The 25,346-nt window shown below is 60.0% G+C and carries 20 protein-coding genes; 15 read left to right on the forward strand and 5 right to left on the reverse strand.

All coding sequences use genetic code 11. The features are described 5' to 3' along the window. Positions 1–151 precede the first annotated feature (151 nt). From RY113_RS05200 to secG, 15 genes are all read left to right on the forward strand, one after another. Positions 152–1,903 carry an ABC transporter ATP-binding protein gene (locus RY113_RS05200; protein ID WP_110106960.1) on the forward strand — a complete coding sequence of 584 codons (1,752 nt, stop codon included), beginning with the start codon at positions 152–154 and terminating at the stop codon, positions 1,901–1,903. Continuing rightward, positions 1,900–3,837 carry an ABC transporter ATP-binding protein gene (locus tag RY113_RS05205; protein ID WP_315913762.1) on the forward strand — a complete coding sequence of 646 codons (1,938 nt, stop codon included), beginning with the start codon at positions 1,900–1,902 and terminating at the stop codon, positions 3,835–3,837. Before RY113_RS05200 ends, RY113_RS05205 begins: the two co-directional genes overlap by 4 nt. Before the next feature lie 5 nt (positions 3,838–3,842). Beyond that, the gene (locus RY113_RS05210; protein WP_315913825.1) at positions 3,843–4,217 is read left to right on the forward strand and encodes a GntR family transcriptional regulator; all 375 of its coding nucleotides are present in this window, start codon (positions 3,843–3,845) and stop codon (positions 4,215–4,217) included. Between the two features lie 189 nt (positions 4,218–4,406). Continuing rightward, positions 4,407–7,340: an excinuclease ABC subunit UvrA gene (gene uvrA, locus RY113_RS05215; protein WP_315913763.1), complete on the forward strand. Its 2,934-nt coding sequence runs from the start codon at positions 4,407–4,409 to the stop codon at positions 7,338–7,340. An 80-nt stretch (positions 7,341–7,420) separates the two neighbouring features. Then, on the forward strand, positions 7,421–8,236 hold the full coding sequence (locus RY113_RS05220) for an HAD hydrolase-like protein (RefSeq protein ID WP_315913764.1): 816 nt from the start codon (positions 7,421–7,423) through the stop codon (positions 8,234–8,236). Then, entirely contained in the window at positions 8,223–8,891 is a 669-nt protein-coding gene (locus tag RY113_RS05225; protein WP_110106956.1) for a 1-acyl-sn-glycerol-3-phosphate acyltransferase, read from the forward strand. The genes RY113_RS05220 and RY113_RS05225 overlap by 14 nt, the downstream gene beginning before the upstream one ends. A gap of 297 nt (positions 8,892–9,188) precedes the next feature. Further along, positions 9,189–11,255, forward strand: a complete 2,067-nt coding sequence (uvrC, locus tag RY113_RS05230; RefSeq protein WP_315913765.1) for an excinuclease ABC subunit UvrC — start codon at positions 9,189–9,191, stop codon at positions 11,253–11,255. A 143-nt stretch (positions 11,256–11,398) separates the two neighbouring features. Beyond that, entirely contained in the window at positions 11,399–12,322 is a 924-nt protein-coding gene (gene rapZ, locus RY113_RS05235) for an RNase adapter RapZ (protein ID WP_110106954.1), read from the forward strand. 2 nt (positions 12,323–12,324) lie between these two features. Continuing rightward, the gene (gene yvcK / locus RY113_RS05240; protein WP_110106953.1) at positions 12,325–13,323 is read left to right on the forward strand and encodes a uridine diphosphate-N-acetylglucosamine-binding protein YvcK; all 999 of its coding nucleotides are present in this window, start codon (positions 12,325–12,327) and stop codon (positions 13,321–13,323) included. Positions 13,324–13,346: 23 nt separating this feature from the next. Continuing rightward, complete coding sequence (gene whiA / locus RY113_RS05245; protein WP_110106952.1) at positions 13,347–14,327, forward strand: DNA-binding protein WhiA; 981 nt, start codon at positions 13,347–13,349, stop codon at positions 14,325–14,327. A 108-nt stretch (positions 14,328–14,435) separates the two neighbouring features. Beyond that, positions 14,436–15,059, forward strand: a complete 624-nt coding sequence (locus tag RY113_RS05250) for a superoxide dismutase (RefSeq protein ID WP_110106951.1) — start codon at positions 14,436–14,438, stop codon at positions 15,057–15,059. Between the two features lie 239 nt (positions 15,060–15,298). Then, complete coding sequence (gene gap, locus RY113_RS05255) at positions 15,299–16,306, forward strand: type I glyceraldehyde-3-phosphate dehydrogenase (RefSeq protein ID WP_315913766.1); 1,008 nt, start codon at positions 15,299–15,301, stop codon at positions 16,304–16,306. A gap of 8 nt (positions 16,307–16,314) precedes the next feature. After that, positions 16,315–17,553 carry a phosphoglycerate kinase gene (locus RY113_RS05260; protein ID WP_315913767.1) on the forward strand — a complete coding sequence of 413 codons (1,239 nt, stop codon included), beginning with the start codon at positions 16,315–16,317 and terminating at the stop codon, positions 17,551–17,553. Between the two features lie 67 nt (positions 17,554–17,620). Beyond that, a complete protein-coding gene (gene tpiA, locus RY113_RS05265; protein WP_315913768.1) occupies positions 17,621–18,436 on the forward strand; it encodes a triose-phosphate isomerase in 816 nt (271 codons plus the stop codon). 311 nt (positions 18,437–18,747) lie between these two features. After that, positions 18,748–19,020 carry a preprotein translocase subunit SecG gene (gene secG / locus RY113_RS05270; protein ID WP_218868251.1) on the forward strand — a complete coding sequence of 91 codons (273 nt, stop codon included), beginning with the start codon at positions 18,748–18,750 and terminating at the stop codon, positions 19,018–19,020. A gap of 104 nt (positions 19,021–19,124) precedes the next feature. On the opposite strand, the gene pgl is transcribed toward secG, so the two are convergent. Genes pgl through tal form a run of 5 tightly spaced genes read right to left on the reverse strand, consistent with a single transcriptional unit; the run spans position 19,125 to position 25,188 of the window. Beyond that, positions 19,125–19,928, reverse strand: coding sequence for a 6-phosphogluconolactonase (gene pgl / locus RY113_RS05275; protein WP_110106947.1), 804 nt, complete (start codon positions 19,926–19,928; stop codon positions 19,125–19,127). After that, entirely contained in the window at positions 19,925–20,866 is a 942-nt protein-coding gene (locus RY113_RS05280) for a glucose-6-phosphate dehydrogenase assembly protein OpcA (protein WP_315913769.1), read from the reverse strand. The genes pgl and RY113_RS05280 overlap by 4 nt, the downstream gene beginning before the upstream one ends. Further along, entirely contained in the window at positions 20,863–22,407 is a 1,545-nt protein-coding gene (gene zwf / locus RY113_RS05285) for a glucose-6-phosphate dehydrogenase (RefSeq protein ID WP_315913770.1), read from the reverse strand. The genes RY113_RS05280 and zwf overlap by 4 nt, the downstream gene beginning before the upstream one ends. A 16-nt stretch (positions 22,408–22,423) precedes the next feature. Beyond that, positions 22,424–24,061 (reverse strand): glucose-6-phosphate isomerase, encoded by a 1,638-nt coding sequence (locus RY113_RS05290; protein WP_315913771.1) that lies wholly within the window; start codon positions 24,059–24,061, stop codon positions 22,424–22,426. Between the two features lie 5 nt (positions 24,062–24,066). Continuing rightward, positions 24,067–25,188: a transaldolase gene (gene tal, locus RY113_RS05295; protein ID WP_315913772.1), complete on the reverse strand. Its 1,122-nt coding sequence runs from the start codon at positions 25,186–25,188 to the stop codon at positions 24,067–24,069. Positions 25,189–25,346 lie beyond the last annotated feature (158 nt).

The raw sequence follows: 25,346 nt of genomic DNA on the forward strand, positions 1-25,346 counted from the left end.
ACGCCCTGGTTGGCTCTGCAATGGGCGTTGCGATGAGCGGAATCGCCACACCTGCAAGATGCGCGATGCTCTCACAGACAATGACACGGCGAGGGGAGTAAATTATGAGCAGTGTGAACTAACGTGACCGAACGGAACCACAGGAGGATTTGTGCTGTTTCAACTCATAGCCCGCAATCTTGCGCCCCATAAGGGTCCCTTGATAGCCATTGTGGTGCTGCAATTCCTCTCCACTCTCGCTTCGCTGTACCTTCCAACGCTCAATGCGGACATCATTGATGACGGCGTGGTCAAGGGCCAGATTGACGTCATCATGAACCTGGGCCTGTGGATGCTGCTGATTACGGCCGGGCAGGTGGTGTGTGCCATTGCGGCAACGTTCCTGAGCGCCAGGCTCGCCATGGGGGTGGGCCGGCAAATCCGGCGGGATCTGTTCAATAAGGTGGAGTCATTTTCCTCGCAGGAGATGGGCACCATTGGGGCGCCCTCCCTCATTACCCGCACCACCAACGACGTCCAGCAAGTGCAGATGCTGACCTTGATGTCCTTCACCTTGATGGTCACGGCCCCCATCATGTGCATTGGCGGAATTGTTCTTGCCATGGCGCAGGATGTGCCGCTCTCCGGATTGCTGCTGGTGATCTTGCCCGTGCTGATTATTGCGATCTCCTTGATTGTCCGGGTGCTGGTCCCCACTTTCCGTAAAGTGCAGCGCCAATTGGATGACATTAACGGTGTGCTGCGGGAGCAAATCACCGGCATTAGTGTCATCCGCGCCTTTGGCCGGCGCGACTATGAGGCACAACGCTTCGCCACCGCCAATGGCGCCCTGACCACGTCCCAACTGCGGGCCGGACGGCTCATGGCCTTGATGTTCCCCACCATCTTCTTTGTTGTGAACATCACCAGTGTCGGCGTTTTGTGGTTTGGTGGACAACGCATTGATGCCGGCCAGATGCAGATTGGGGCGCTCACAGCGTTCTTGAGCTACATCATGCAAATCCTCATGGCCGTCATGATGGCCATGTTCATGTTCATGATGATCCCGCGGGCGGCCGTCAGTGCAGAACGCATCACCGAGGTCCTGACCACCGAGCCCACCGTCATGGATGCGCCCAATGCCATCTCCCTTGACCGGCTCGACGGCGTGTTGCGGGTCCACGATGCTACCTTCAGTTATCCCGGAGCTCAGAGCCCTGTCCTCTCTGGCGTCAGTTTCAACGCAGGGCCAGGAACCACCACGGCCATCATCGGCTCCACTGGCAGCGGAAAGTCCACACTGGTGAACCTCATCCCCAGATTGCTTGATACCACCCAAGGGTCCATAGAACTTGGCGGGTATGACGTCAAGGCACTGAGCCTTGCCACACTACGCAGCTCCATTGGCTTGGTGCCGCAAAGGGCTTATCTTTTCAGCGGCACAGTGGCAAGTAACATTCGCATGGGAAACCCACAGGCAACGGATGAGCAACTGTGGCAGGCGCTGGAAACGGCGCAAGCTGCCGACTTTGTGCGCAATTTGCCAGAAGGGCTCGAAGCCCCCATTGAACAAGGCGGCTCCAACGTCTCCGGTGGACAGCGCCAACGCCTGTGCATTGCACGTGCCATAGCGGCCCAACCCGCCGTCTACTTATTTGACGATAGCTTTTCTGCTCTGGACTATGTCACTGACGCGAAACTGCGTATGGCTCTCAAGCCTGTCACCCGGGATGCCGCCGTCTTAGTGGTTGCCCAACGGGTGGGCACCGTCAAGGACGCGGATAACATCCTGGTGCTCGATGAAGGAAAGCTGGTGGGGCAGGGTACTCACGAAGAACTCCTGCTCTCCTGCCCCACCTACCAAGAGATCGTCACCTCCCAGATCAACGCTGAGGACGCACAAGAACAGGAGACCCCGGCATGAGCATGATGCGAGGCGGCCGCGGTGGCGGCCCTCCACAAAAAGCACTGTCCTTCGGGCCCAGCCTGAAAAGAATTCTGGGCCTCATGGCACCAGATAAGATGCGCATCGCCTTTGTCTTGCTGTTGGCCGCCATCTCAGTTGCCCTCTCAGTGGTGGCGCCGAAGATCCTAGGCAACGCAACAGACATCATCTTTGACGGCGTTGTGGGCAAGATGCTCCAACAATTTCCGGCCGGCACCACCAAGGCCCAAGCTGTGGAGCAACTACGGGCCAGCGGACAAGGGCAACTAGCTGACATGCTCAGCGCCATGAACGTTGTCCCAGGACAAGGCATGGACCTAGCCGCACTCGGCGCCATTCTCATGGTTGTCCTCTCCCTCTACGTAGCGGCGTTCTTCTTCAATTGGTCCCAGGGCTACATGACCACGGGCATTGTCCAACGTGCCATGTACCGTCTCCGGCGAGACATCGAGGACAAGCTGGACCGCCTCCCCATGTCACACTTCCAACAAGAATCCCGAGGAGACGTGCTCTCCCGCGTCACCAATGACATTGACAACTTCGCCCAAACCCTCAACCAGACGCTGACCCAGATCCTCATAGCCGTCCTGACGGTCTTTGGGGTACTGGGCATGATGTTCTCCATCTCCCCGATCCTGGCCGGCATCTCCTTACTGACGGTGCCCATCATCGCCATCCTGACCGTGGTGATCGCCAAGCGCTCGCAGGTACAGTTCGCCGCACAGTGGAAAAGTACGGGCGATTTGAACGGCCACGTTGAGGAGATGTTTACCGGCCACGAGATTGTCAAGGCCTTCGGCCAGCAGGAAGCGGCGATTGAAAAGTTCCGGGTTACTAATGACTACCTCTACGAGTCCAGCGCCAAGGCGCAGTTCATTTCCGGAATCATCATGCCCAGCACCAACTTTGTGGCCAACCTGAACTATGTGGTGGTGGCCGTGCTTGGCGGTATTCAGGTTGCTCAGGGAACGCTGACCATTGGCAGTGTTCAGGCATTCATCCAGTACTCACGCCAGTTCAGTCAGCCCATGGCCCAACTTGCCAGCATGATCAACCTCCTACAATCCGGGGTGGCCTCTGCCGAACGCGTCTTTGAGCTGCTGGATGCGAAGGAGCAACGCCCGGACCACAGCCCGGCCGCCAAGCTCGGCAACGCAGCCGGCCGCGTCGTCTTCGAGCATGTCAACTTCGCCTACAACCCGCAGGAGCCCTTGATTAAGGATCTTTCCCTGGTGGCTGAGCCGGGCGAGACTGTGGCAATAGTGGGTCCCACAGGTGCTGGAAAAACCACGCTGGTGAACCTGCTCATGCGTTTCTATGAAATTGATTCAGGCGCTATCACCGTGGACGGGGTCAACACCGCCCACTTGACGCGCGATGACCTGCGCAGCCAATTCGGCATGGTCTTGCAAGACGCGTGGCTGTTTGGCGGAACCATCAGGGACAACCTGGCCTACGGCAAGCTCGACGCCACTGACGCAGAGATCCAGGAAGCTGCCGAGGCCACCCATGTTGACCATTTTGTGCGATCTTTGCCCGATGGCTATGACACGGTGTTGACCGACGATGGCGGTGGGCTCAGTCAGGGTCAACGCCAGCTCATGACCATAGCCCGTGCCTGGATCGCCAATCCGGGAATTTTGATTCTGGACGAGGCCACGAGCTCGGTTGATACCCGCACCGAGGTCATGATCCGCCAAGCCATGAACAGGCTTCGCGCCAACCGGACGAGTTTTGTCATTGCCCACCGGCTCTCCACGATTCGCGACGCGGATCTGATCTTGGTCATGAACCACGGAGAAATCATTGAACAAGGCAGCCATGAACAGCTTTTGGCGGGCCAAGGATTCTACTACGATCTATACATGAGCCAATTTGGTGAACCGTTGGTCGAAGAGGTGAGTCAGACGTGAATTCCATGGATATTTTGATGCACCGGTGGCGCCTGGATACGGAATCGACGGTGCCGCCCTTTGAACAGGTTCGGCTCCGGATTCTGGACCTGGCGTCCTCGGGTGACCTCGCGGTTGGGACCAAGCTCCCCTCGGTGCGGGCACTGGCAACAGATCTGGGTGTAGCAGCGAACACCGTGGCCCGTGCCTACCGAGAACTTGAGCAGGCCGGCATTGTTCTCACGGCTGGACGCAGTGGCACAGCCATCGCCTCCGGCGGGGACAAGATTGCCGCCCAGGTGGCGGAAGCCGCGGAGGCCTTCGCCGCCGTCGTGCGTGAGCTGGGCGTCTCTCACGCCAAGGCGCTGCGTATTGTCACGGCTGCCCTGGAGCGCAGCTAGCCCACCAAAACTCTCGAAGCGGGCGGAAACCGGGCCGGACCCGGGCGCGCGTTCGAACGAACTTTCGATTATACTAATGAGTGAAAGCAACGTGCGCCGGACTCGCGGCCCTGTTGTGAGCGCACTGCGGACGGCCAAGCGTGAGAGGCGGCCGCTGACGGTGTGGCAGCCAGTGATGTGAAGGAAACAATGGCCCAGTCTGTAACCCCAGAAACCCCAGTAACCCCTGTAAGTACTGAAGCCCCTGGCGGCCCAGCTAAGGTAGCTGCGCCCAAGCGGCCGGATCTCTCGCGCCTGATCGTGAAAGGCGCCAGGGAGAACAACCTGCGCAACATTGACGTGGATCTGCCCCGCGACGCCATGATCGTCTTCACGGGCCTTTCCGGTTCGGGTAAATCCTCACTGGCTTTCGACACCATTTTTGCTGAAGGTCAGCGCCGCTACGTTGAGTCACTTTCAGCCTATGCCCGGCAGTTCCTGGGGCAGGTGGATAAACCCGATGTTGACTTCATTGAAGGCCTTTCCCCGGCCGTGTCCATTGACCAAAAGTCCACCTCGAAAAACCCGCGGTCCACCGTGGGCACCATTACCGAGATCTATGACTACATGCGTCTGCTCTGGGCGCGTGTGGGTACCCCGCACTGCCCCGTCTGTGGGGAACCCATTGCGAAGCAGACACCGCAGCAGATTGTTGACCAACTCCTTGAGATGGCAGAAGGCACCCGCTTTCAGGTTCTGGCCCCCGTGGTGCGGGACCGCAAGGGCGAGTTCGTGGAGTTGTTCCGGGAGCTCACCGCCAAGGGATACTCCCGGGCCAAGGTGGACGGTGAGCAAATTCAGCTCAGCGAGCCGCCCAAACTGAAGAAGACCTTCAAACACACCATTGAGGTGGTAGTGGACCGTCTGGTGGTTAAGGATGGCATCCAGCAGCGCCTCACGGACTCTGTGGAAACTGCGCTGGGGCTGGCTGACGGCCGGGTCTTGGTGGAACTTGTGGATCTAGAGGAAGGCGACGCCGGACGGATCCGTTCCTTCTCCGAGAACCTGGCCTGCCCCAACGAACACCCGCTGGCCATCGACGAGATTGAACCACGATCCTTCTCCTTCAACAACCCCTTTGGTGCCTGCAGCGCGTGTAGCGGTATTGGTACCAAGCTGGAGGTGGACGAGGAACTGGTGGTTCCCAACCCGTTCCTGTCCTTGCGCGAAGGCGCCATTGCGCCGTGGTCGCTGGGTACTGCCACCACCGAATACTGGAACAGACTCCTTGAAGGTCTGGCCACGGAGCTGGATTTCAAGATGGAGACCCCGTGGAACAAGCTCGATACCGCCTCACGCACAGCCATCCTGTACGGCAAGGACCACAAGGTGGTGGTTCAGTACAAGAACCGCTTTGGCCGCGAACGCAAATACAGCACCGGCTTTGAAGGTGCCGTCCAGTATATTCAGCGCAAACACATGGAGACCGAATCGGATTCGGCCCGTGACCGCTACGAAGAGTACATGCGCCAAATCCCGTGCCCTGCCTGCGGTGGTGCGCGCCTTAACCCGGCTTCCCTCTCTGTGCTGATCAACGAGAAGAACATTGCCGAAGTCTGCGCCCTGTCCATGCGCGACTGCTTTGACTTCCTCTCCAACCTGGTCTTGACTGGTCGCGAAGCGCAGATCGCCAGCCAGGTGCTGAAGGAAATCCAGGCCCGGCTGAAGTTCCTGCTGGATGTGGGTTTGGAATACCTGAACCTGGAACGCGCCTCAGCCACCCTCTCCGGCGGCGAAGCCCAGCGCATCCGCCTAGCCACCCAGATCGGCTCCGGACTGGTGGGTGTGCTCTACGTTTTGGATGAGCCCTCCATTGGACTGCACCAGCGCGATAACCGCCGCCTCATTGAAACGCTCACCAGGTTGCGCGACCTCGGGAATACGCTCATTGTTGTGGAACACGATGAGGACACCATCAAGGAAGCCGACTGGATCGTGGACATTGGCCCCGGCGCCGGTGAGCACGGTGGCGAAGTGGTGCATTCAGGGTCCCTGCCCGATCTTCTCGCGAACACCCGCTCCCTGACCGGTGACTACCTGTCTGGGCGCAAGTCCATTGCCTTGCCCGCCAAGCGGCGCAAGTATGACAAATCACGGGAACTTGCCGTGGTGGGTGCACGGGAGAACAACCTGCTCAACATTGATGTGAAGTTCCCGCTGGGTGTGCTGACGGCTGTCACCGGTGTCAGTGGCTCCGGCAAGTCAACGCTGGTCAACGAGATCCTGTACAAGGTGCTGGCCACCAAGCTCAACGGCGCCAAGCAGGTTGCCGGGCGGCACCTGCGCATCGATGGCCTGGAACACCTCGATAAGGTGGTCCATGTTGACCAGAGCCCCATCGGGCGCACGCCGCGCTCCAACCCTGCCACTTACACAGGCGTATTTGATAACATTCGCAAGCTTTTCGCTGAGACCAACGAATCCAAGATGCGCGGCTACCAGCCCGGCCGGTTCTCCTTCAACGTCAAAGGCGGGCGCTGCGAGGCCTGCACGGGTGACGGCACGTTGAAGATTGAAATGAACTTCCTGCCGGATGTGTACGTTCCTTGCGAAGTGTGCCACGGCGCCCGCTACAACCGCGAAACTCTCGAGGTGCACTACAAGGGCAAGTCCATTGCCGATGTGCTGAACATGCCCATCGAGGAGGGTGCAGAGTTCTTTGCCGCATTCACGCCCATCGCCCGGCACCTGCGTACCCTGGTCGACGTCGGCCTGGGTTATGTGCGGCTGGGGCAGGCCTCCACTACGCTTTCCGGCGGTGAAGCGCAGCGAGTGAAGCTGGCGGCAGAGTTGCAGAAGCGCTCCAACGGGCGCAGTATTTATGTGCTGGACGAGCCCACCACTGGCCTGCACTTTGAGGACATCCGCAAACTCTTGCTCGTGCTGCAGGGGCTGGTGGACAAGGGCAACACCGTCATTGTCATTGAACACAACTTGGATGTTATTAAAAGCGCTGACTGGATTGTGGATCTGGGCCCCGACGGCGGCACCGGTGGCGGCAAGGTGGTGGCCACGGGCAGCCCTGAAAAGGTTGCCAAGAGTGAGACCAGTTACACGGCAACCTTCCTGCGCGAAGTTCTCTAAGGCGGGCGCCCGCACCTGAAGATATGCCCGCAGGTGCATGGATGCGGCCCTGCGGGGTGGGGTCGTGAGAAACTATGGACGTGAGTACAGTAACCCCTGCCATAAATATGGTCATCCAACGTCAACGCCTGCCCTCGGTGGTCCTCTTTGACCTTGACGGAACCCTTGTGGACCCCGCAGGAGGCATCACCGGCGGCTTGGAATATGCTCTGGCAGCAAAGGGGTTGCCGGTTCCTGGCCCCGACGTGCTCAAGTCGATGATCGGGCCCAAACTTGCTGACGGGCTCATCAATTTTCTGGGTGTTCCTCACGAGCACGTTGACGAGGTCATTGCCGTCTACCGCGGTTGGTACATGGAACACGGTATGGCCATGTCCGTGGTGTATGCGGGCATCGAGAACCTTCTGGCGCAACTAAAAGACGCTGGCGTCTACCTCGCCGTAGCCACGCAAAAACCCGAGCCGCTGGCCAAGGAACTGCTGGCCCTCCACGGACTCGACACATATTTTCACATCATCCGCGGGTCCCATAGTGACGAAAACCTGAGGCCGGGAGACCCCGACTACCGGGCGGGCAAGGCAGAAATCATTGCCGCAGCGCTGGCGGACAGCGCCACTTTCGCTGCGCTGGATGCCATCCCCGGCACAGACTTGAATACCGGCACTGACTTGAATACCAGCGCTGTTGTGGACGCCATCATGGTGGGGGACAGGCACCAGGACGTGCACGGTGCCAGCAGTAACGGCATTAACTGCATTGGCGTCGCCTGGGGGTTTGCCGCTGAAGGCGAGCTGGAAGCGGCAGGAGTTGCCGCCGTCGTACATTCCGCAGAGGAACTAGCCGCCCAACTGTCCGGCACAAATGCAGCCAAGGAGGCCGGCCATGGCGCTGTATGACGCAACCCGTCTTCTGACGCGCGGCACCATCGCCACCCTGTGCCGCCCCACGGTTGAAGGCCTGGACAATGTGCCCAAGGACGGGCCTTTCATTGTGGCACCCAACCACCTCTCCTTCTTCGACTCGGTCATTGTGCAGGCACTGACCCCGCGTCCCGTATCTTTCTTCGCCAAGGCTGAATATTTCACGGGCAAGGGCGTCAAGGGCAAACTCATGAAGTCCTTCTTCGAGTCAGTGAATTCCATCCCTGTGGAACGCGGGGAACAAGCTGCGAGCGTGCAGGCGCTCAAAACACTTCTGGAAATCCTGGGTCGCAATGAAGGTGTGGGCATCTACCCCGAGGGCACCCGCTCACGTGACGGCATTTTGTACCGCGGCCGAACCGGTGTGGGCTGGCTGGCTCTCACCACAGGTGCCCCCGTGGTGCCCGTAGGGATTATCGGCACCGAAAAACTGCAACCCGCCGGCAGCAAAGGCTTCCGGCCCGCACGGTTCACGCTGCGGTTCGGCAAACCGCTGTACTTTGAGAAGACCGGGCCGGACCATTCCCTTCCGGCGCGCCGCCTGGTAACCGACACCATCATGGACGCCATTGCTGAACTGACTAGCCAAGAACGCAGCCCCAAGTACAACCAGAGCCCCAGCATCGAATAGTCCCCAGACGCTCCCACCGCTCGCACGCTCGTGGTGGGGCCCTCGCGTCTGCGGGCCCACCCAGCCTGCTCCCACCGCTCGCACGCTCGTGGTGGGGCCCTCGCGTCTGCGGGCCCACCCAGCCTGCTCCCACCGCTCGCACGCTCGTGGTGGGGCCCTCGCGTCTGTGGGCCCACCCAGCCTGCTCCCACCGCTCGCACGCTCGTGGTGGGGCCCTCGCGTCTGTGGGCCCACCCAGCCTGCTCCCACCGCTCGCGCGTATCTCGCACAGTACTCGCGTGCGCCTAGGATGGACTTGTGGCAAATCCAGCAACTTACCGGCCCGCACCCGGAGAAATCCCCACGGATCCAGGTGTTTACCGCTTCCGTGACGAACACGGGCGCATCATCTATGTAGGCAAGGCGAAAAACCTCCGCTCCCGCCTGAACTCCTACTTCGCCAATCCGGCCACCCTGCTGCCCAAAACCCACGCCATGGTCCACCACGCAGCGAGCGTGCAATGGACCATAGTGGGCAGCGAGTTGGAAGCCCTGCAGCTTGAATACACGTGGATCAAGGAATTCGCCCCCCGCTACAATCTGGCGTTCCGGGACGATAAAACCTATCCCTACCTAGCCGTCTCTATGAGTGAAAAGTTCCCGCGTGTGCAGGTGATGCGTGGGGAACGGCGCAAAGGAACCCGCTACTTCGGGCCCTACACGGCGGGTGCCATCCGCGAAACCATGGATACCTTGTTGCGCGTCTTCCCTGTACGCAGCTGCAGTGTTGGGGTGCTGCGCCGTGCCGAGCGCAGTGGCCGTCCTTGCCTGCTCGGCTACATCGACAAGTGCGCCGCCCCCTGCGTTGGCCGCATCAGCGTTGAAGAGCATAAGGATCTGGCACAGGACTTCTGCGACTTCATGGGCGGAGAAGCCAAACGCTTCATCAGCACGTTGGAGAAGAAGATGGCTGCCGCCGTGGCCGAGCTCGACTATGAACAAGCCGCCCGGTTGCGCGATGACATCATCGCCCTGAAAAAGGTCTTTGAACGCAACGCTGTGGTGCTGACCGAGGACACCAACGCGGATATTTTCGCCGTCGAACAAGATGAGCTGGAAGCCGCGGTCCAAGTCTTCTATGTCCGTGGTGGACGCATCCGCGGACAGCGCGGCTGGGTGGTTGAAAAAGTTGAGGACGCCACTGATGCCCAGCTTTGGGAACATCTCATGCAGCAAGTTTACGGCGCTGAAGATGCCGAACAAGGTGCCATCCCGCGCCAGATCCTGGTGCCTGAGCTGCCCACAAACCATGAGGAGTTGGCCCAGTGGCTCGCTGGGCTGCGCCAAGGCAAGGTCTCCATCAAAGTCCCCCAACGCGGCGAAAAGGCTGCCCTAATGGATACCGTGCAGGCGAATGCGCGCCAGGCCATGATCTTGCACAAGTCCCGCCGCGCCGGCGACCTGACCACCCGGTCACTCGCGCTGCAAGAGCTGCAGGAAGCCCTTGAACTGCCTATGCCGTTGCTACGGATCGAGTGCTATGACATCTCACACGTCCAAGGCACCAATGTTGTGGCCTCCATGGTGGTGGTCGAAGATGGTCTGGCCAAGAAGAGCGAATACCGCAAATTCGCCATCAACGGTGACGCCGCGATCGACGACACCGCCTCAATGTATGACGTCATCACGCGGCGTTTCCGCAACTATCTGGCGGAAAAGGAACTTCGCGCCCAAGCCGTGGGGACGAGCGGTGAAATTGCGGCCGGTCTAGGGCGCCATGATGGTGGCGCGGGGGCTTTAGTTCACGCTGGTGGGCTTGCTCTGGATGTTGTTGCTGACCCAGGCGGTGACATAGACGAGATGGCCGCCCAGACGCCTAAATCCAAGTTCGCCTACCCGCCCAACCTGGTGGTTGTTGACGGCGGTGTGCCCCAAGTCAATGCGGCCTCGCGCGCCCTAGCAGACCTGGGCATCACGGATGTTGCAGTGGTTGGCCTGGCCAAGCGGCTGGAAGAGGTATGGGTTCCCGAGAGTGATTTCCCGGTCATTCTCCCGCGCTCCTCCGAAGGCCTGTACCTGCTGCAACGCATCCGCGACGAGGCCCACCGATTCGCCATCACCTTCCACCGCGCCAAACGCGGCAAAGCCATGACAGCATCAATCCTGGACACCGTGCCGGGACTGGGTGCAGCCAAGCAGAAAACCCTTCTGGCACACTTTGGCTCTTTGAAGAAGGTGCGGGCTGCCTCGTTAGAGGAACTGGGGCAGGCCAAGGGGATTGGACCCGTGCTCGCTCAGGCCATTCACAACACCGTGGCCGCGCAAGAAAAAGAGCAACCACAGGCACCGGCCGTCAACATGACCACGGGCGAAATTCTCGATTAGCCCACATTTCACTTCGTTCAATGCGGGCCCCGCGGCCAGTAGCGCCAACTGTCCTCCCACATTTCACTTCGTTCAATGCGGGCCCCGCGGCCAGTAGGCTGGGATGATACTAGGTGCACGCCAACAACCGACAGGGAAGAGCAATGACCCAACAGCAAGAACCCACTGCCGCCAACGACAGCGAGCTCACCCCCATCAAGCCTGTGGAATCCGAGCTTCTCGTGGTCACCGGCATGTCCGGTGCCGGACGCAGCACAGCAGCCAACGCGCTGGAAGATCAAGGCTGGTTTGTCATTGAAAACCTCCCACCGCAGATGCTCGCCGCCCTGGCAGAGCTTGTCTCACGCATGCCTGCTGCACTTCCCAAGCTCGCCGTGGTGGTTGATGTTCGCGGCAAGGCGCTCTTTGCCGACATCCGGGATTCCCTGAACGCGCTCTCCGCGGCAGGGATCAGCTACCGGGTCCTATTCCTAGACGCCAGTGACGACACGCTGGTGCGCCGATTCGAACAAGGCCGGCGCCCGCACCCGCTCCAAAAGGACGGGCGCATCACCGACGGCATTGCGGCCGAACGGTTGCTCTTGGCCGAAATGAAGGACCAGGCAGAAATGATCCTGGACACCTCCGTCATGAATGTGCACCAGCTGGGCACTGCCGTCACGGAGCTGTTCTCGGAATCAGGTCCCGTGGTTCTGAGCCTGACCATCATGAGCTTCGGCTTCAAGTATGGCCTCCCTGTGGACGCCAACTACGTGGCCGATGTCCGGTTCATTCCCAACCCGCACTGGATACCGCAGCTGCGGCCACTGACCGGGCAGGATGAAGCCGTCAGCAACTTTGTGCTCAACGACAACGGTGCCGAAGACTTCGTGGAGCGGTTTGTGCACATGCTCGAGCCCGTCTTTGATGGCTACCGCCGTGAGAACAAGCACTACGCCACCATTGCTGTGGGCTGTACCGGCGGCAAGCACCGCTCAGTGGCAGTTGCAATTGAGCTCGCCAAACGTCTGAGCCAGCTCCCACGCGTCACCACCAGCATCCGCCACCGTGATCTGGGCAGGGAGTAAGCGTGTACACGGGCATTTTGCCGATCATCCCTTCCGCGAATAAGCTCCCTGCCTCAGATTCAGAGGTCAAAGTTGCTGCGCTGGGTGGCGGGCACGGCTTGGCAGCATCGCTCTCCGCCTTGCGCCTGGTCACGAGTCAAGTCACCGCTGTGGTCACTGTTGCTGACGACGGCGGATCCTCCGGCCGTCTGCGCGAAGAATTGGGTGTCTTGCCGCCAGGGGATCTGCGCATGGCACTGTCCGCCCTGTGCGATGACACGGACTGGGGGAGGACCTGGCGTGATGTCATGCAACATCGCTTTACCTCCCGTGAAGGCGTCAGCGGATCCCTCGATAACCATGCGTTGGGGAACCTGCTCATTGTCACACTCTGGGAATTACTCGGAGACCCCGTAGCAGGGCTGCGCTGGGCAGGGGCGCTGCTAGGGGCCCGGGGTGAAGTGCTGCCCATGGCCAGTGTTCCCCTCACGATTGAAGGCGAGGTGCGCGGCAATGGTGTCCCTGGTGCTCTAATAAGCGGCCAGTCACTGCTCGCCAAAGCCGGTGAAGTGGAAAATGTGCGTCTCGTACCGGAGAACGCCCCAGCCTGCCGTGAGGCTGTCAGCGCAATTCACAACGCAGACTGGGTGATTCTGGGGCCGGGATCCTGGTACACCTCTGTGCTGCCACACCTGCTCCTCCCGGAGATGCGTCAGGCCCTGTGCACCACTCAAGCCAAGCGGCTTATCACCATGAACCTGGACGTCAACGATCAGGAGGCAACCGGCATGAATGCGGCTGATCACCTGCACGTCATTTCCCGGTATGCTCCGGAATTTCGTGTTGACGTGGTGCTGGCTGATCCAGGCTCTATTGGGGACGCCGAAGAGTTCAAGCAAGCAGCCGCAATGATTGGCGCACGGGTGGTGTTCGGTAAGGTGGGAAGTTCAGCGGGCGATGCGGTCCATGACCCGTTGCGGCTTGCAGCGGCCTACCGGGATATCTTTGGTGGTCAGAAATGAACGTGAACAGTGGAGGATGAATCATGGCGCTAACCGCTGCGGTAAAAGAGGAATTGTCCCGGCTTGACGTAAAAAAGTCATCGGTGCGCAAGGCGGAAGTCTCTGCGCTGCTACGCTTCGCCGGCGGCCTGCACATCATCGCCGGCAAGATTGTGATCGAAGCTGAGGTGGACACGGCAGCAACTGCCAGGCGGCTACGCGTTGCCATTGCAGAAATGTATGGTCACCAAAGTGAGATCGTGGTGATCTCAGGAGGTGGCTTGCGCCGCGGAAGCCGCTACGTGGTGCGGGTGGTGCGCGACGGTGAAGCTCTGGCCCGGCAAAGTGGTCTCCTCGACGGAAGGGGACGCCCCGTCCGCGGGCTGCCATCTGCCGTGGTCAATGGCTCCACAGCAGATGCTGAGGCTGTTTGGCGGGGAGCGTTCCTGGCCCATGGCTCTCTGACGGAACCGGGGCGCTCCTCGTCCCTGGAGGTCACTTGCCCCGGACCGGAAGCCGCCCTTGCCCTGGTGGGCGCCGCCCGCCGCCTGGACATTGCCGCGAAGGCCCGCGATGTACGGGGGATTGACCGGGTTGTCATTCGGGACGGCGACACCATCGCTGCACTACTGGTGCGCATGGGCGCCCATGACACTTTTTTGGTCTGGGAAGAACGGCGCATGCGTAAGGAAGTGCGTGCCACAGCAAACCGTTTGGCCAACTTTGACGACGCCAATCTGCGCCGTTCAGCACAGGCCGCTGTTGCAGCCGGTGCCAGGGTGGAACGGGCCTTGGAAATTTTGGGGGAGGACGTCCCTGATCACCTCAAATATGCCGGGGAACTGCGCGTGGCCCACAAACAAGCCAGCCTCGATGAGCTAGGGCGCTTGGCTGATCCGCCGCTGACCAAGGACGCCATTGCGGGACGAATCCGGCGGCTGTTGGCCATGGCCGATAAAAAAGCCAAAGATTTAGGAGTTCCCGGCACTGAGTCCAATGTCACTTTCGACATGCTCGACGGGTGAACGTCCTAGTATGAAAGAGTAGAGGTGAAGTTCGGTCCAGTATGGGCCGCTTTACCGTGCCGGTGCTTTCAGCTGGCAAAAAATATGAAGAATCGCAATGGAGGAACAGTGACTAAGTACACACTTCCGGAACTCAGCTATGACTACGCTGCTCTGGAGCCGAATATTTCCGCCCGCATCATGGAACTGCACCACAGCAAGCACCACGCGGCTTACGTCGCGGGCGCCAACCAGGCACTGGAGCAGCTGGCAGAGGCACGCGAAAGCAACAACTTCGCCAACATCAACAGGTTCTCCAAGGACCTGGCCTTCCACCTCGGTGGTCACACCAACCACTCCATCTTCTGGAACAACCTCTCACCCGAGGGCGGGGACAAGCCCGAAGGCGAGTTGGCCGCAGCGATCGACGACGCCTTTGGCTCCTTCGACGCGTTCCGCGCACACTTCACCGCAGCAGCCATGGGCATCCAGGGCTCCGGCTGGGCGCTGCTGTCCTTTGAAGGCCTCGGTGGAAACATGATCATCGAGCAGCTCTTCGACCAGCAGGGCAACATCCCCGTAGCCACCACGCCGTTGCTGATGCTGGACATGTGGGAGCACGCCTTCTACCTGGACTATGTCAACGTCAAGGCTGACTATGTCAAGGCATTCTGGAACATTGTGAACTGGGCGGATGTGGCCAAGCGCTTTGATGCTGCACGCAAGAACGCAACAGGGCTGATCCTGCCGTAGGCAGTACAAAAACCGTCATGTGTGGCCTGCCCGCAGGGCCCCAAAATGACCAATATATGGACGCCCGCTCCGTAAGATTAACGGAGCGGGTCCCATAGAACGTAATATGTATCACGGTGCACGCTTCACTAGCTGCCCAGTATAAGAATCTCTGCCCAACGTCGTGCGGGAAATAGTGGTTGAAGCTGAACTTCAACCTGTCTACGTGTGCTCAATGGAGCACCAAGGAGAGAGAACAAGTGACTACTCGTATTGGTATCAACGGGTTCGGCCGTATTGGCCGTAACTACTTCCGCGCCGCATTGGCACAGGGTGCAGACATTGAAATTGTTGCAGTAAATGACTTGACCAGCCCCGAAGCCTTGGCTCATCTGCTCAAGTACGACTCCGTAAACGGCCGCCTGTCCGTTTCCGTTGAGGTTGTTGACGGCCACCTCGTTGTTGATGGCAAGACCATCACCGTTTTGGCTGAGCGCGATCCCGCCAACCTTCCTTGGGGCGAGCTTGGCGTTGACATCGTCATCGAATCCACCGGTTTCTTCACCAAGGCCGCTGCCGCACAGAAGCACATTGATGCTGGCGCCAAGAAGGTCCTTATCTCCGCTCCGGCATCCGATGAAGACATCACGATCGTGTTGGGCGTCAACGACGATCTGTACGATCCGGCAACACACCACATCATCTCCAACGCATCCTGCACCACCAACTGCCTGGGCCCGCTGGCCAAGGTCTTGAACGACAACTTTGGCCTGGAGCGCGGTCTCATGACCACGATCCACGCTTACACTGCCGATCAGAACCTGCAGGACGGCCCGCACAGCGATCTCCGCCGTGCCCGAGGTGCTGCCATCAACATGATCCCGACCTCCACCGGTGCTGCCAAGGCTATTGGCCTGGTTCTGCCCGAACTCAAGGGCAAGCTCGATGGATACGCCATCCGCGTACCCGTCCCCACAGGCTCAGCAACTGACCTGACCGCAACTGTGAGCCGCGAGGTCACCGTTGAAGAAGTCAACGCCGCCTACAAGGCTGCTGCTGCTGAGGGCAAGCTTGCCGGCTACCTGACCTACACCGAAGACCCCATCGTGTCCTCTGACATTGTTGGCGACCCGTCCTCCTCGATCTTCGACTCGGGCTTGACCAAGGTCATCGGCAACCAGGTCAAGGTTGTTTCCTGGTACGACAACGAGTGGGGCTACTCCAACCGCCTGGTCGACTTGACCGAGCTCGTCGCCTCCAAGCTCTAAGGATACGAATGACACTCCACACCCTCAGCGAACTCATCGATGAAGGTGTCCGCGGGCGGTACGTACTGGTCAGAAGTGACCTGAACGTGCCGCTCGACGGCTCTAACGTCACAGATGACGGACGCATCAAAGCCTCCCTGCCCGTTATTAACGCCCTTGCTGCGGCCGGTGCACGCGTCTTGGTTTGTGCCCATCTGGGCCGGCCCAAGGGCGCCCCGGAAGCCAAGTACTCACTGGCGCCGGCAGTGGCTCGTCTGAGCGAACTGGCTCCCGGACTCAATGCCACGCTCGCTGCCGACACCACCGGCCCCGCCGCCACGGCAGCTGCTGCCGCATTGGCTGTCGGTTCGGTACTGGTACTGGAGAATGTGCGCTTTGATGCGCGCGAGACGTCCAAGAACGACGGCGAACGGGCGGCTTTCGCTGCCGAGCTCGCCGCGCTGACGGGGACTAATGGCGCCTATATAGACGACGCTTTCGGTGCTGTGCACCGCAAGCATGCAAGTGTTTACGACATCGCCAAGGTTCTCCCGTCCTACCAGGGCGATCTGGTGCGTACGGAATTGGAGGTTCTGCGCAAGCTGACCACCGAATCCGAGCGCCCCTACGTGGTTGTCCTGGGCGGATCCAAGGTCTCCGATAAGTTGGCAGTCATTGACAACCTGATTGGCAAGGCTGACTCCATCCTGGTGGGTGGCGGCATGCTGTTCACCTTCCTTGCCGCCCAAGGGCACAAGGTTGGCGCCTCGTTGCTAGAAGTTGATCAGATCCCTGTGGTTCAGGACTACCTAGCCCGTGCACAAGCCGCGGGAACGTCCTTTGTTTTGCCCACCGATGTTGTGGTAGCTGCCGGGTTCTCCGCAGATGCCGCCCATGAGGTGGTTGCGGCCCACGCCATCGAAGCCAGCAGCTTTGGTGCAGGCGGGCTTGGCCTGGATATTGGTCCGGAATCCGGGGCAGCCTTTGCCGCCGCTATTTCCGGTGCCAAGACAGTCTTCTGGAACGGCCCCATGGGTGTCTTTGAATTCCCTGCGTTTGCCGCAGGAACCAAAGCAGTAGCCGCAGCCTTGGCCAGCAATACCGGCAATGGCGGCTTCAACGTTGTTGGTGGCGGTGATTCAGCTGCAGCCGTGCGTTCATTGGGCTTTGCTGATGACGCGTTTGGCCACATCTCCACCGGTGGCGGCGCAAGCCTGGAGTTCCTTGAAGGTAAGGAACTCCCCGGTTTGATCGCACTGGACCGCTAGGCCCACCCGGGTGGTGGCGGGGACTCCCCGCCGCCACCCTTTTGTAACGCAAGAAACGAGAGAAGCGATGACTACTTCAACAAACGGCAATTTTGACCGGACGCCGCTGATTGCAGGCAACTGGAAGATGAACATGGACCATGTCCAGGGCATCACCCTCCTGCAAAAACTGGCTTGGACCCTCTCCGACGCCCGCCATGATTTTGACCGGGTGGAAGTTGCCGTCTTCCCTCCCTTCACCGACCTGCGCGGCGTGCAAACCCTAGTTCAGGGAGACAAGCTCAAGCTGGTCTACGGCGGACAGGATCTCTCCGATAAAGATTCAGGCGCCTACACCGGTGACATTTCTGGTGCTTTCCTGAACAAGCTCGGTTGCGCCTATGTGCTGGTTGGCCACAGCGAACGCCGCGAAATTCATGGCGAGAGCGATGCCTTGCTCAACGCGAAGGTTCAGGCAGCGTTTCGCAATAACGTGACACCCGTGCTGTGCGCCGGCGAAGGTCTGGAAATCCGCAAGGCAGGCACCCATGTAGCCCACACACTCGAGCAGATCCGCGGCGGTGTTGCAGGTTTGAGTGCAGAACAGGCCGCACAGCTTGTGATTGCGTACGAGCCCGTCTGGGCCATTGGTACAGGAGAGGTTGCAGGACCGGAGGACGCACAGGAAATGTGTGCTGCTATCCGTGCCGAACTGGCAGAGTTGTTCGGTGCCGAAACAGCTGCCAAGACGCGCCTGCTCTATGGCGGTTCGGTCAAGGCCAACAACGTGGGAGCCATCATGGCCGAGCGCGATGTTGACGGTGTCCTGGTGGGCGGTGCCAGCCTCGATGCCGGCGAGTTTGCCAACATTGCCCGCTTTGAAAACCATCTCGTAACCAAATAGTCCCCACGACCTCCCTCCCGCTCGCAAGCTCGCGGCGGGACCCTCGGTCGCGTGGGCCCATCACGACCCTGGTCCGCTCTCAAGCTCGCGGCGGGACCCTCGGTCGCGTGGGCCCATCACGACCCTGGTCCGCTCTCAAGCTCGCGGCGGGACCCTCGGTCGCGTGGGCCCATCAAACCAGTGTCATATGTCGTGTCCATTCGCGTTGAGTGGGTGTACACGGCTAGACTTGGTTGCGGACACAGCCACCGCTGCACGTTGTTGCACGCTTTGGGCTGGTACCGCACACATACTTGAGTTTCACCATCATCATGTTCGAAAGGCCACTCGTGGAAGCACTACAAATCGCCCTGCAGATCCTTTTGGGTGTCACCAGCTTGCTGTTGACCCTGCTGATCTTGCTGCACAAGGGCCGTGGCGGCGGTCTCTCTGACATGTTTGGCGGCGGCATGAGTTCCAACTTGGGCTCATCCGGTGTGGCCGAGCGCAACCTGAACCGCTTCACGGTGGTCCTGGGCATTGTTTGGGGCGTGGTCATCATTGGCTTGGGCCTGATCATGTCCTACGGGAACATCGGCGCCTAACCGATCAGCATCAAAGGCAGAAGGTCCCCACCGGCATCACGCTGGTGGGGACCTTCTCTTTTGTTTCCGCTGTGCGTTTCTCTCCCGCGTGGAGCGATGCAGGGCTAGTTTTCGCGGCGCATGAGGGCGCTGGGAACCTTCGCCGCAGCTGCCTCATCTAGCAACCACAAAGTTTTTACCAAGCCCCGAGCACCGGATGCTGGTACCTGAACTTCGTTGGCACCAGCTAGGCCCAATCCCACCGCTGCAGCCTTGTCCGCCCCGGCAGCAACAATCCAGATTTCCTGGGCAGAGTTGATGGTTTCCAGTGTCAAGGACACGCGCGACGCCGGTGGCTTGGGTGAGTTGGTTACCCCCACCACAGAGACCCCCTTGGTGCGGATTCCAGCCATATCCGGGAAGAGCGAGGCAATGTGCGCATCCGGTCCCAGACCCAGCAACAAAACATCAAAGCGGGGGACTACGGGCTCCTGCTCGGGTGCGTCGTCGTCCTTTAGCCATTCTGTCTTGGCGGCTGCCGCCAGCTCCGCCGCATACTTCTGAACAGCTTCATCAAGACTGGCCACGGTGTCCGAGGCAGCCATGATGTGAACACGTGCCGGATCAACTGGAATCTGATCCAGCAGAGCCTGAGCCGCTTGGCCGCAGTTGCGGTCTGGTGAATTGGTCTCAACAAAACGTTCGTCACCGAACCAGATATTGACCTTGCCCCAATCCACTGCCAACCGTGCCGGTGACTTGGCCACTTCGCGCAACGTGGCTATGCCAACGGATCCACCGGTAAGGACCACGGTGGCTTCACCACGATCACCTTGCACATCCAACAACCGTGTGATCAGCCGGGCGGCCGTGGTGGCTGCCAGAACATCAAATGACGGGTGGGGTGTCACGCGCACATTGGAACTCATGCCTGCATTACCTCTTCTTCTGACAATAGCTTTGTCAAGCCGTCGGTGACCACTTCACCAAATACTTCATCGGGATCCAGCCGGCGCAACTCTTCTGCCAGGCAATCCTGCAAGGAACGCCGGGGCAACGCGATGTGCTGGACGGGCTGGCCAGGCTGAGTGAGCACAGCATCGGTGGTGGCGGGGCGGGTCAGCTCCACTGTCCCCTTCAGACGCTCCAAGACGACTGTACGAATACCTGTTCCGCGAGTATCGTCCTTAACGGTGATGGGCACTTCCAATGCCATGTGTAGCCAGGCCGCCAGCAGTAGAGTACTGGGGGAATCAATGGCACCCTCAACATGGATACGGGTAATGGGGTCCGAGGCATCAAAGCCATCCAATGCTGCGGCCAACTGAATGCGCCAATTGGTCAGGCGCGTCCATGCGAGATCGGTGTCACCTGCCGCATAGGTTTGGGCAATATTGCTCAGGGCCGCCCGGGGGTCCGCAGCATTGGCGGAATCAGTGATCCTCCGGTGCGCAATACGTCCCACGGGGGATTCGCTGGGTTTTGCCGGTGCCTGGTTGGGCCACCACGCCACAATGGGAGCGTCAGGGAGCAGCAGGCCGGAGACGAGGGATTCGTTCTCGGCAGCCAACTCGCCATGCCCGTGCAGCACAATGACCTCGGAAGCGCCGGCGTCTCCACCCACCCGGATTTCAGCATCCAACCGTGTGGCAGCCGCTGCTGATCCGGCAGCGAGTACTATGATCCGGCACGGGTGTTCACGGCTGGCGAGGTTGGCTGCTGCAATAGCATCCTCTTCGTTTCCCAGTTCGGTGATGACCACAAGGGTCAACACCCGTCCAAGGGCCACAACGCCACCTTGCTCACGCAGTTTGACGATCATCTTGGTGATCTTGGAGGTAGTTGTGTCAGGCAGGTCAACTATCACGGCCTACGCCACGTCCTTCCATCTTGTTTCAACAATTCATCGGCAGAGGCAGGGCCCCAACTGCCCGGTTCGTAAGGCTCCGGCTGGGTGCCTTCGGCGGCCCAGAACTCCTCGAAGGGATCCAGGATCTTCCACGAGAGTTCAACTTCCTCATGGCGCGGGAACAAGGGAGGTTCACCGAGCAGCACGTCAAGGATGAGCCGTTCATAAGCTTCAGGGCTGGATTCGGTGAATGCGTGTCCGTAACCAAAGTCCATGGTTACATCGCGAACCTCCATTTGAGTGCCGGGCACCTTGGAACCGAAGCGAATCGTCACACCCTCATCCGGCTGGACACGGATCACCACAGCATTCTGGCCGAAGTCATCCTCCGCATGATCAGTGAACAAAAGGTTGGGTGCGCGCTTGAAGACCACAGCGATTTCCGTCACACGGCGGCCCAGCCGCTTACCTGCACGCAAGTAGAACGGCACACCTGACCAGCGCCTGGTGTTGATGTCGAGTCGGAGCGCGGCGAAGGTCTCGGTCATGGAGTCTGCCGGGATGCCCTCTTCTTCCAGGTAGCCCAAAACGTGCTCACCACCTTGCCAGCCGCCGGAGAACTGGCCGCGGGCAGAATGCTTGGACAGGTCCTTGGGCAACTTGACGGCTGCCAAGACTTTTTCCTTCTCGGCCCGCAGATGATCCGCATCAAAGGAGATGGGCTCTTCCATGGCCGTTAACGCCAGCAACTGAAGCAGGTGGTTCTGGATGACATCGCGGGCAGCACCCACGCCGTCGTAATAGCCTGCACGGCCTCCCGTGCCAATGTCCTCCGCCATGGTGATCTGGACGTGATCCACATAATTTGCGTTCCACAAGGGCTCAAAGAACTGGTTGGCGAAGCGTAGCGCCAAGATATTCTGTACCGTTTCCTTGCCCAAATAGTGGTCAATTCGGAAGACGGAGTCAGCGGGAAATACCGATTCTACAATGTTGTTCAGGTCCCGCGCCGAGGAAAGGTTGTGCCCAAACGGCTTTTCAATGACCACCCGGCGCCACGAGGTATCTGCGCTCTGTGCCAGCCGGTGTTCTGAGAGGCGGCGGCAGACAAGCTCAAATGCCTTCGGCGGGATTGAGAGGTAGAAGGCATGGTTACCGCGCGTGCCACGTGTCCGGTCCAGTTCGGCCAAGGTGTCCTTGAGCCGTTCAAAGGCATCATGGTCATCGAATTCGCCCTGCACGAATCGGATACCTTCGCTCAGCTGGTTCCACACCGCTTCATCAAAGGGCGTACGGCAATGTGCTTCCACTGAGGCCTTGACCTCAGCGGCGAAATCTTCGTCATCCCAGCGGCGGCGGGCAAAGCCCACCAAAGCAAAACTGGGCGGCAACAGGCCGCGGTTGGCGAGGTCATACACGGCTGGCATGAGTTTCTTGCGCGACAAGTCCCCGGTCACTCCAAAGAGCACCAGAGACGATGGGCCCGCAACCCGGGACAGCCGGCGATCGCGGCTGTCCCGGAGCGGGTTTTCATTGTGGTTTGAGGCAGAGGTGGACATCTGTTGGAGAGTAGCCTTATGCGTCTAAGTGGCGGCCAGCAAGTGTGGCTACCGCAGTCTTGAGTTGTGCAACGCCAGCAGCCACATCCAGCAGGTGTAGACGAAGCACGGGGCGTCCGTGATCTGCCAGCACGGCTGCATCACCAGCGGCTTGGGCAGAAATGAGCTCCCCAAAGCTAAACGGTCGTTCAGGAATAGCCAAATCGGTGGTCGCAGCACCCGTGACCTGCAAGAACACGCCAACGGCTGGGCCGCCCTTGTGGAACTGGCCGGTGGAGTGCAAGAAGCGCGGGCCCCAGCCAAAAGTGACAGGGCGTGAGGTCAGCGCGGCGAGGTCATTGCGTACGGATTCCAAGGGGGCGTAAGCCAGCCGGTCCAGGTACACCTGAACGCTGAGGTAGCCGTCTGCGCCGAGCGTGTCTGCCAAAACAGTCAGTGCCTGGGGGAGAGTTGCCGCCCCGGCCAGCCATCCGGCGTCGTTGTTTGCGCTGCGAACCTCAACGGCACCATCGGTGAACAGTGCCGCGGTGGCCTCAGGGGTAGCGTCCAGCAAACCACGGGCGGCCTCCTTGGCAGCCTCAACATCAGGCTGGTCAAAAGGATTGATGCCCAGCAGGCGCCCCGCAACAGCAGTGGCGAATTCCCACACCATCATCTGAGCACCTAGATCACCGGCAATACTGACCTCGTTCTCACGAAGTTCGGTCTCGGAATCCCCACCCACCAGCCGGACCACAAGAACATCGGCGGCACCGCTGGTGACCTCGGGGGAGTTCGGATCTGCCACCACGGGCAGCACACCCGTGCCCTGTTTGCCGGTGGACTCGGCGATGAGCTGCTCGGCCCAATCGGCGAAGCCCACAATGCCCGAGCCCTCATCCACGATCACAATCTTGTTGCGCAGCGGCGAGGTACCGCCCAGAGCCGCTCCAAGACGCAGACCGACGTTATCGACGTCGTCATCGCGCAGCATTTCGCCAGCTTCCTCAGCAGAGTTCAGCAGAGCTGAAATGTCAGCCCCGGCCAGGCCCGAAGGCACCAGGCCAAAAGCGGTCAGGCCCGAGTAGCGTCCGCCCACATTGGGATCTGCGTTGAAAACCTTGCGGTAACCGGCTTCGCGTGCAGCCCCATCCAGGGGAGAACCCGGATCGGTCACAATGATGATGCGGGACTTGGCGTCAATGCCGGCGGCCGTGAACTCCTGTTCGAAGATGCGGCGCTGGGAATCTGTTTCCAGCGTTGATCCCGATTTGGAGGAGACCACAATGGCTGTGGTAGCCAGGCGGTCGCTGACAGCTGCCCGGACCTGGTCAGGATCGGTGCTGTCCAGGACGGTGAGTTCCACGCCTGCTGTGGCCGTAATGACCTCAGGAGCCAGTGAAGATCCGCCCATGCCGCACAGCACAAAGTGGTTAATGCCCTCCGCACGCAATTCCTCACGCAAGGCAGTGATCTCTTCGAGCAGAGGTGCGCTAACCTCAGGCGCTTCTACCCAGCCAAGACGAATTGCAGACTCAGCCTCGGCTTCGGGACCCCACAACGTGGCATCCTTAGCGAATATCCGTGAGGCAACTTGGTCTGCCACCAGTGTCAGCAGCTGGCTGGCTCCAGCGTCCTTTGCGGCGCCTGTGGCCGCGAATGCCAATGATGTCATGGCGGTTAGCCTTCCGAACCGGCAGCGTCAAGGGCGTCCTGAACATGGTTCAAGAGTTCCTTCCAGCTGGCAACGAACTTGTCCAGACCTTCAGTTTCAAGCAAGGCTACAACCTCGTTGTAGGAGATGCCCAGGCGCTCGAGCTGGTTCAGCAGCGCGTTGGCATCTTCGTAGGTGCCGGTGATGGTGTCACCTGTGACAACGCCGTGATCGAACGTGGCGTCCAGGGTCTTCTCCGGCATGGTGTTGACCACGTTGGTGGCTACCAGTTCGGTGACATACAAGGTGTCGGGGTAGGCCGGGTTCTTCACACCGGTGGAGGCCCAGAGGGGGCGCTGGGGCAGTGCGCCGGCGTCGGCCAGCAAGGCCCAACGCTCGGAGGAGAAGATCTCCTCGAAGACCTGGTACGCCAGGCGGGCGTTGGCGAGGCCAGCCTTACCCTTGAGGGCAGCTGCTTCTTCGGTGCCCAGGGCGTCCAGGCGGCCGTCGATTTCCAGGTCTACGCGGGATACGAAGAAGGACGCCACCGAATGGATATCAGCCAACTTGTGACCGTTGGCCTTGGCCAGTTCAAGCCCACTCAAGAATGCGTTGACAACGGCCCGGTAGCGCTCCAGTGAGAAGATCAACGTGACGTTGACGCTAATGCCTTCACCCAAGGTTGCCGTAATTGCTTCCAAGCCTTCCAATGTTGCGGGGATCTTGATGTAAACGTTGCTCTTGTTGACCTTGGCGTAGAGGCGCTTGGCCTCGGCGAAGGTGCCCTCGGTATCCCACGCTTTGCGGGGGTCAACCTCGATCGAGACACGGCCATCAACACCCTTGGTTGCGCTGGCAATGGGGGCGAACAGATCGCAACCGTCGGCAACATCGGAGGTGGTGATCTCAAAGACAGCGTCTTCGGCGCCAATACCGGCTGCCGAGAACTTCTTCAGCTCTGCCTGGTAGTCATTGCTCTTGGTGATGGCGGCTTCAAAAATGCTGGGGTTGGTGGTCACACCAACAACGTTCTTCTCCTCGATGAGCTTGGCCAAGCTACCGCTGTTGAGGCGGTCGCGGGACAGGTCATCTAGCCAGATGGAGACGCCAGCGGCGGAGAGTGCGGCAGTGGGAGTTGAATTCGTCATTTTGCTACTTCCTTGAGGTGAAGGCCCTGCATCTATCAGCACTGCAGGCGAGATAATCTATTCCCGCTGCCGCCGGTGCGAACCGACGGCAGCGGGCAAAATGGTGTGATGCGGTGTGGGGAGCTGCAAGAACAGCGCCCCACACCGCAGGGAACGGC

Origin of the sequence: Arthrobacter sp. lap29, from assembly GCF_032458965.1 — a bacterium.
Lineage (GTDB): Bacteria > Actinomycetota > Actinomycetes > Actinomycetales > Micrococcaceae > Specibacter > Specibacter psychrochitiniphilus.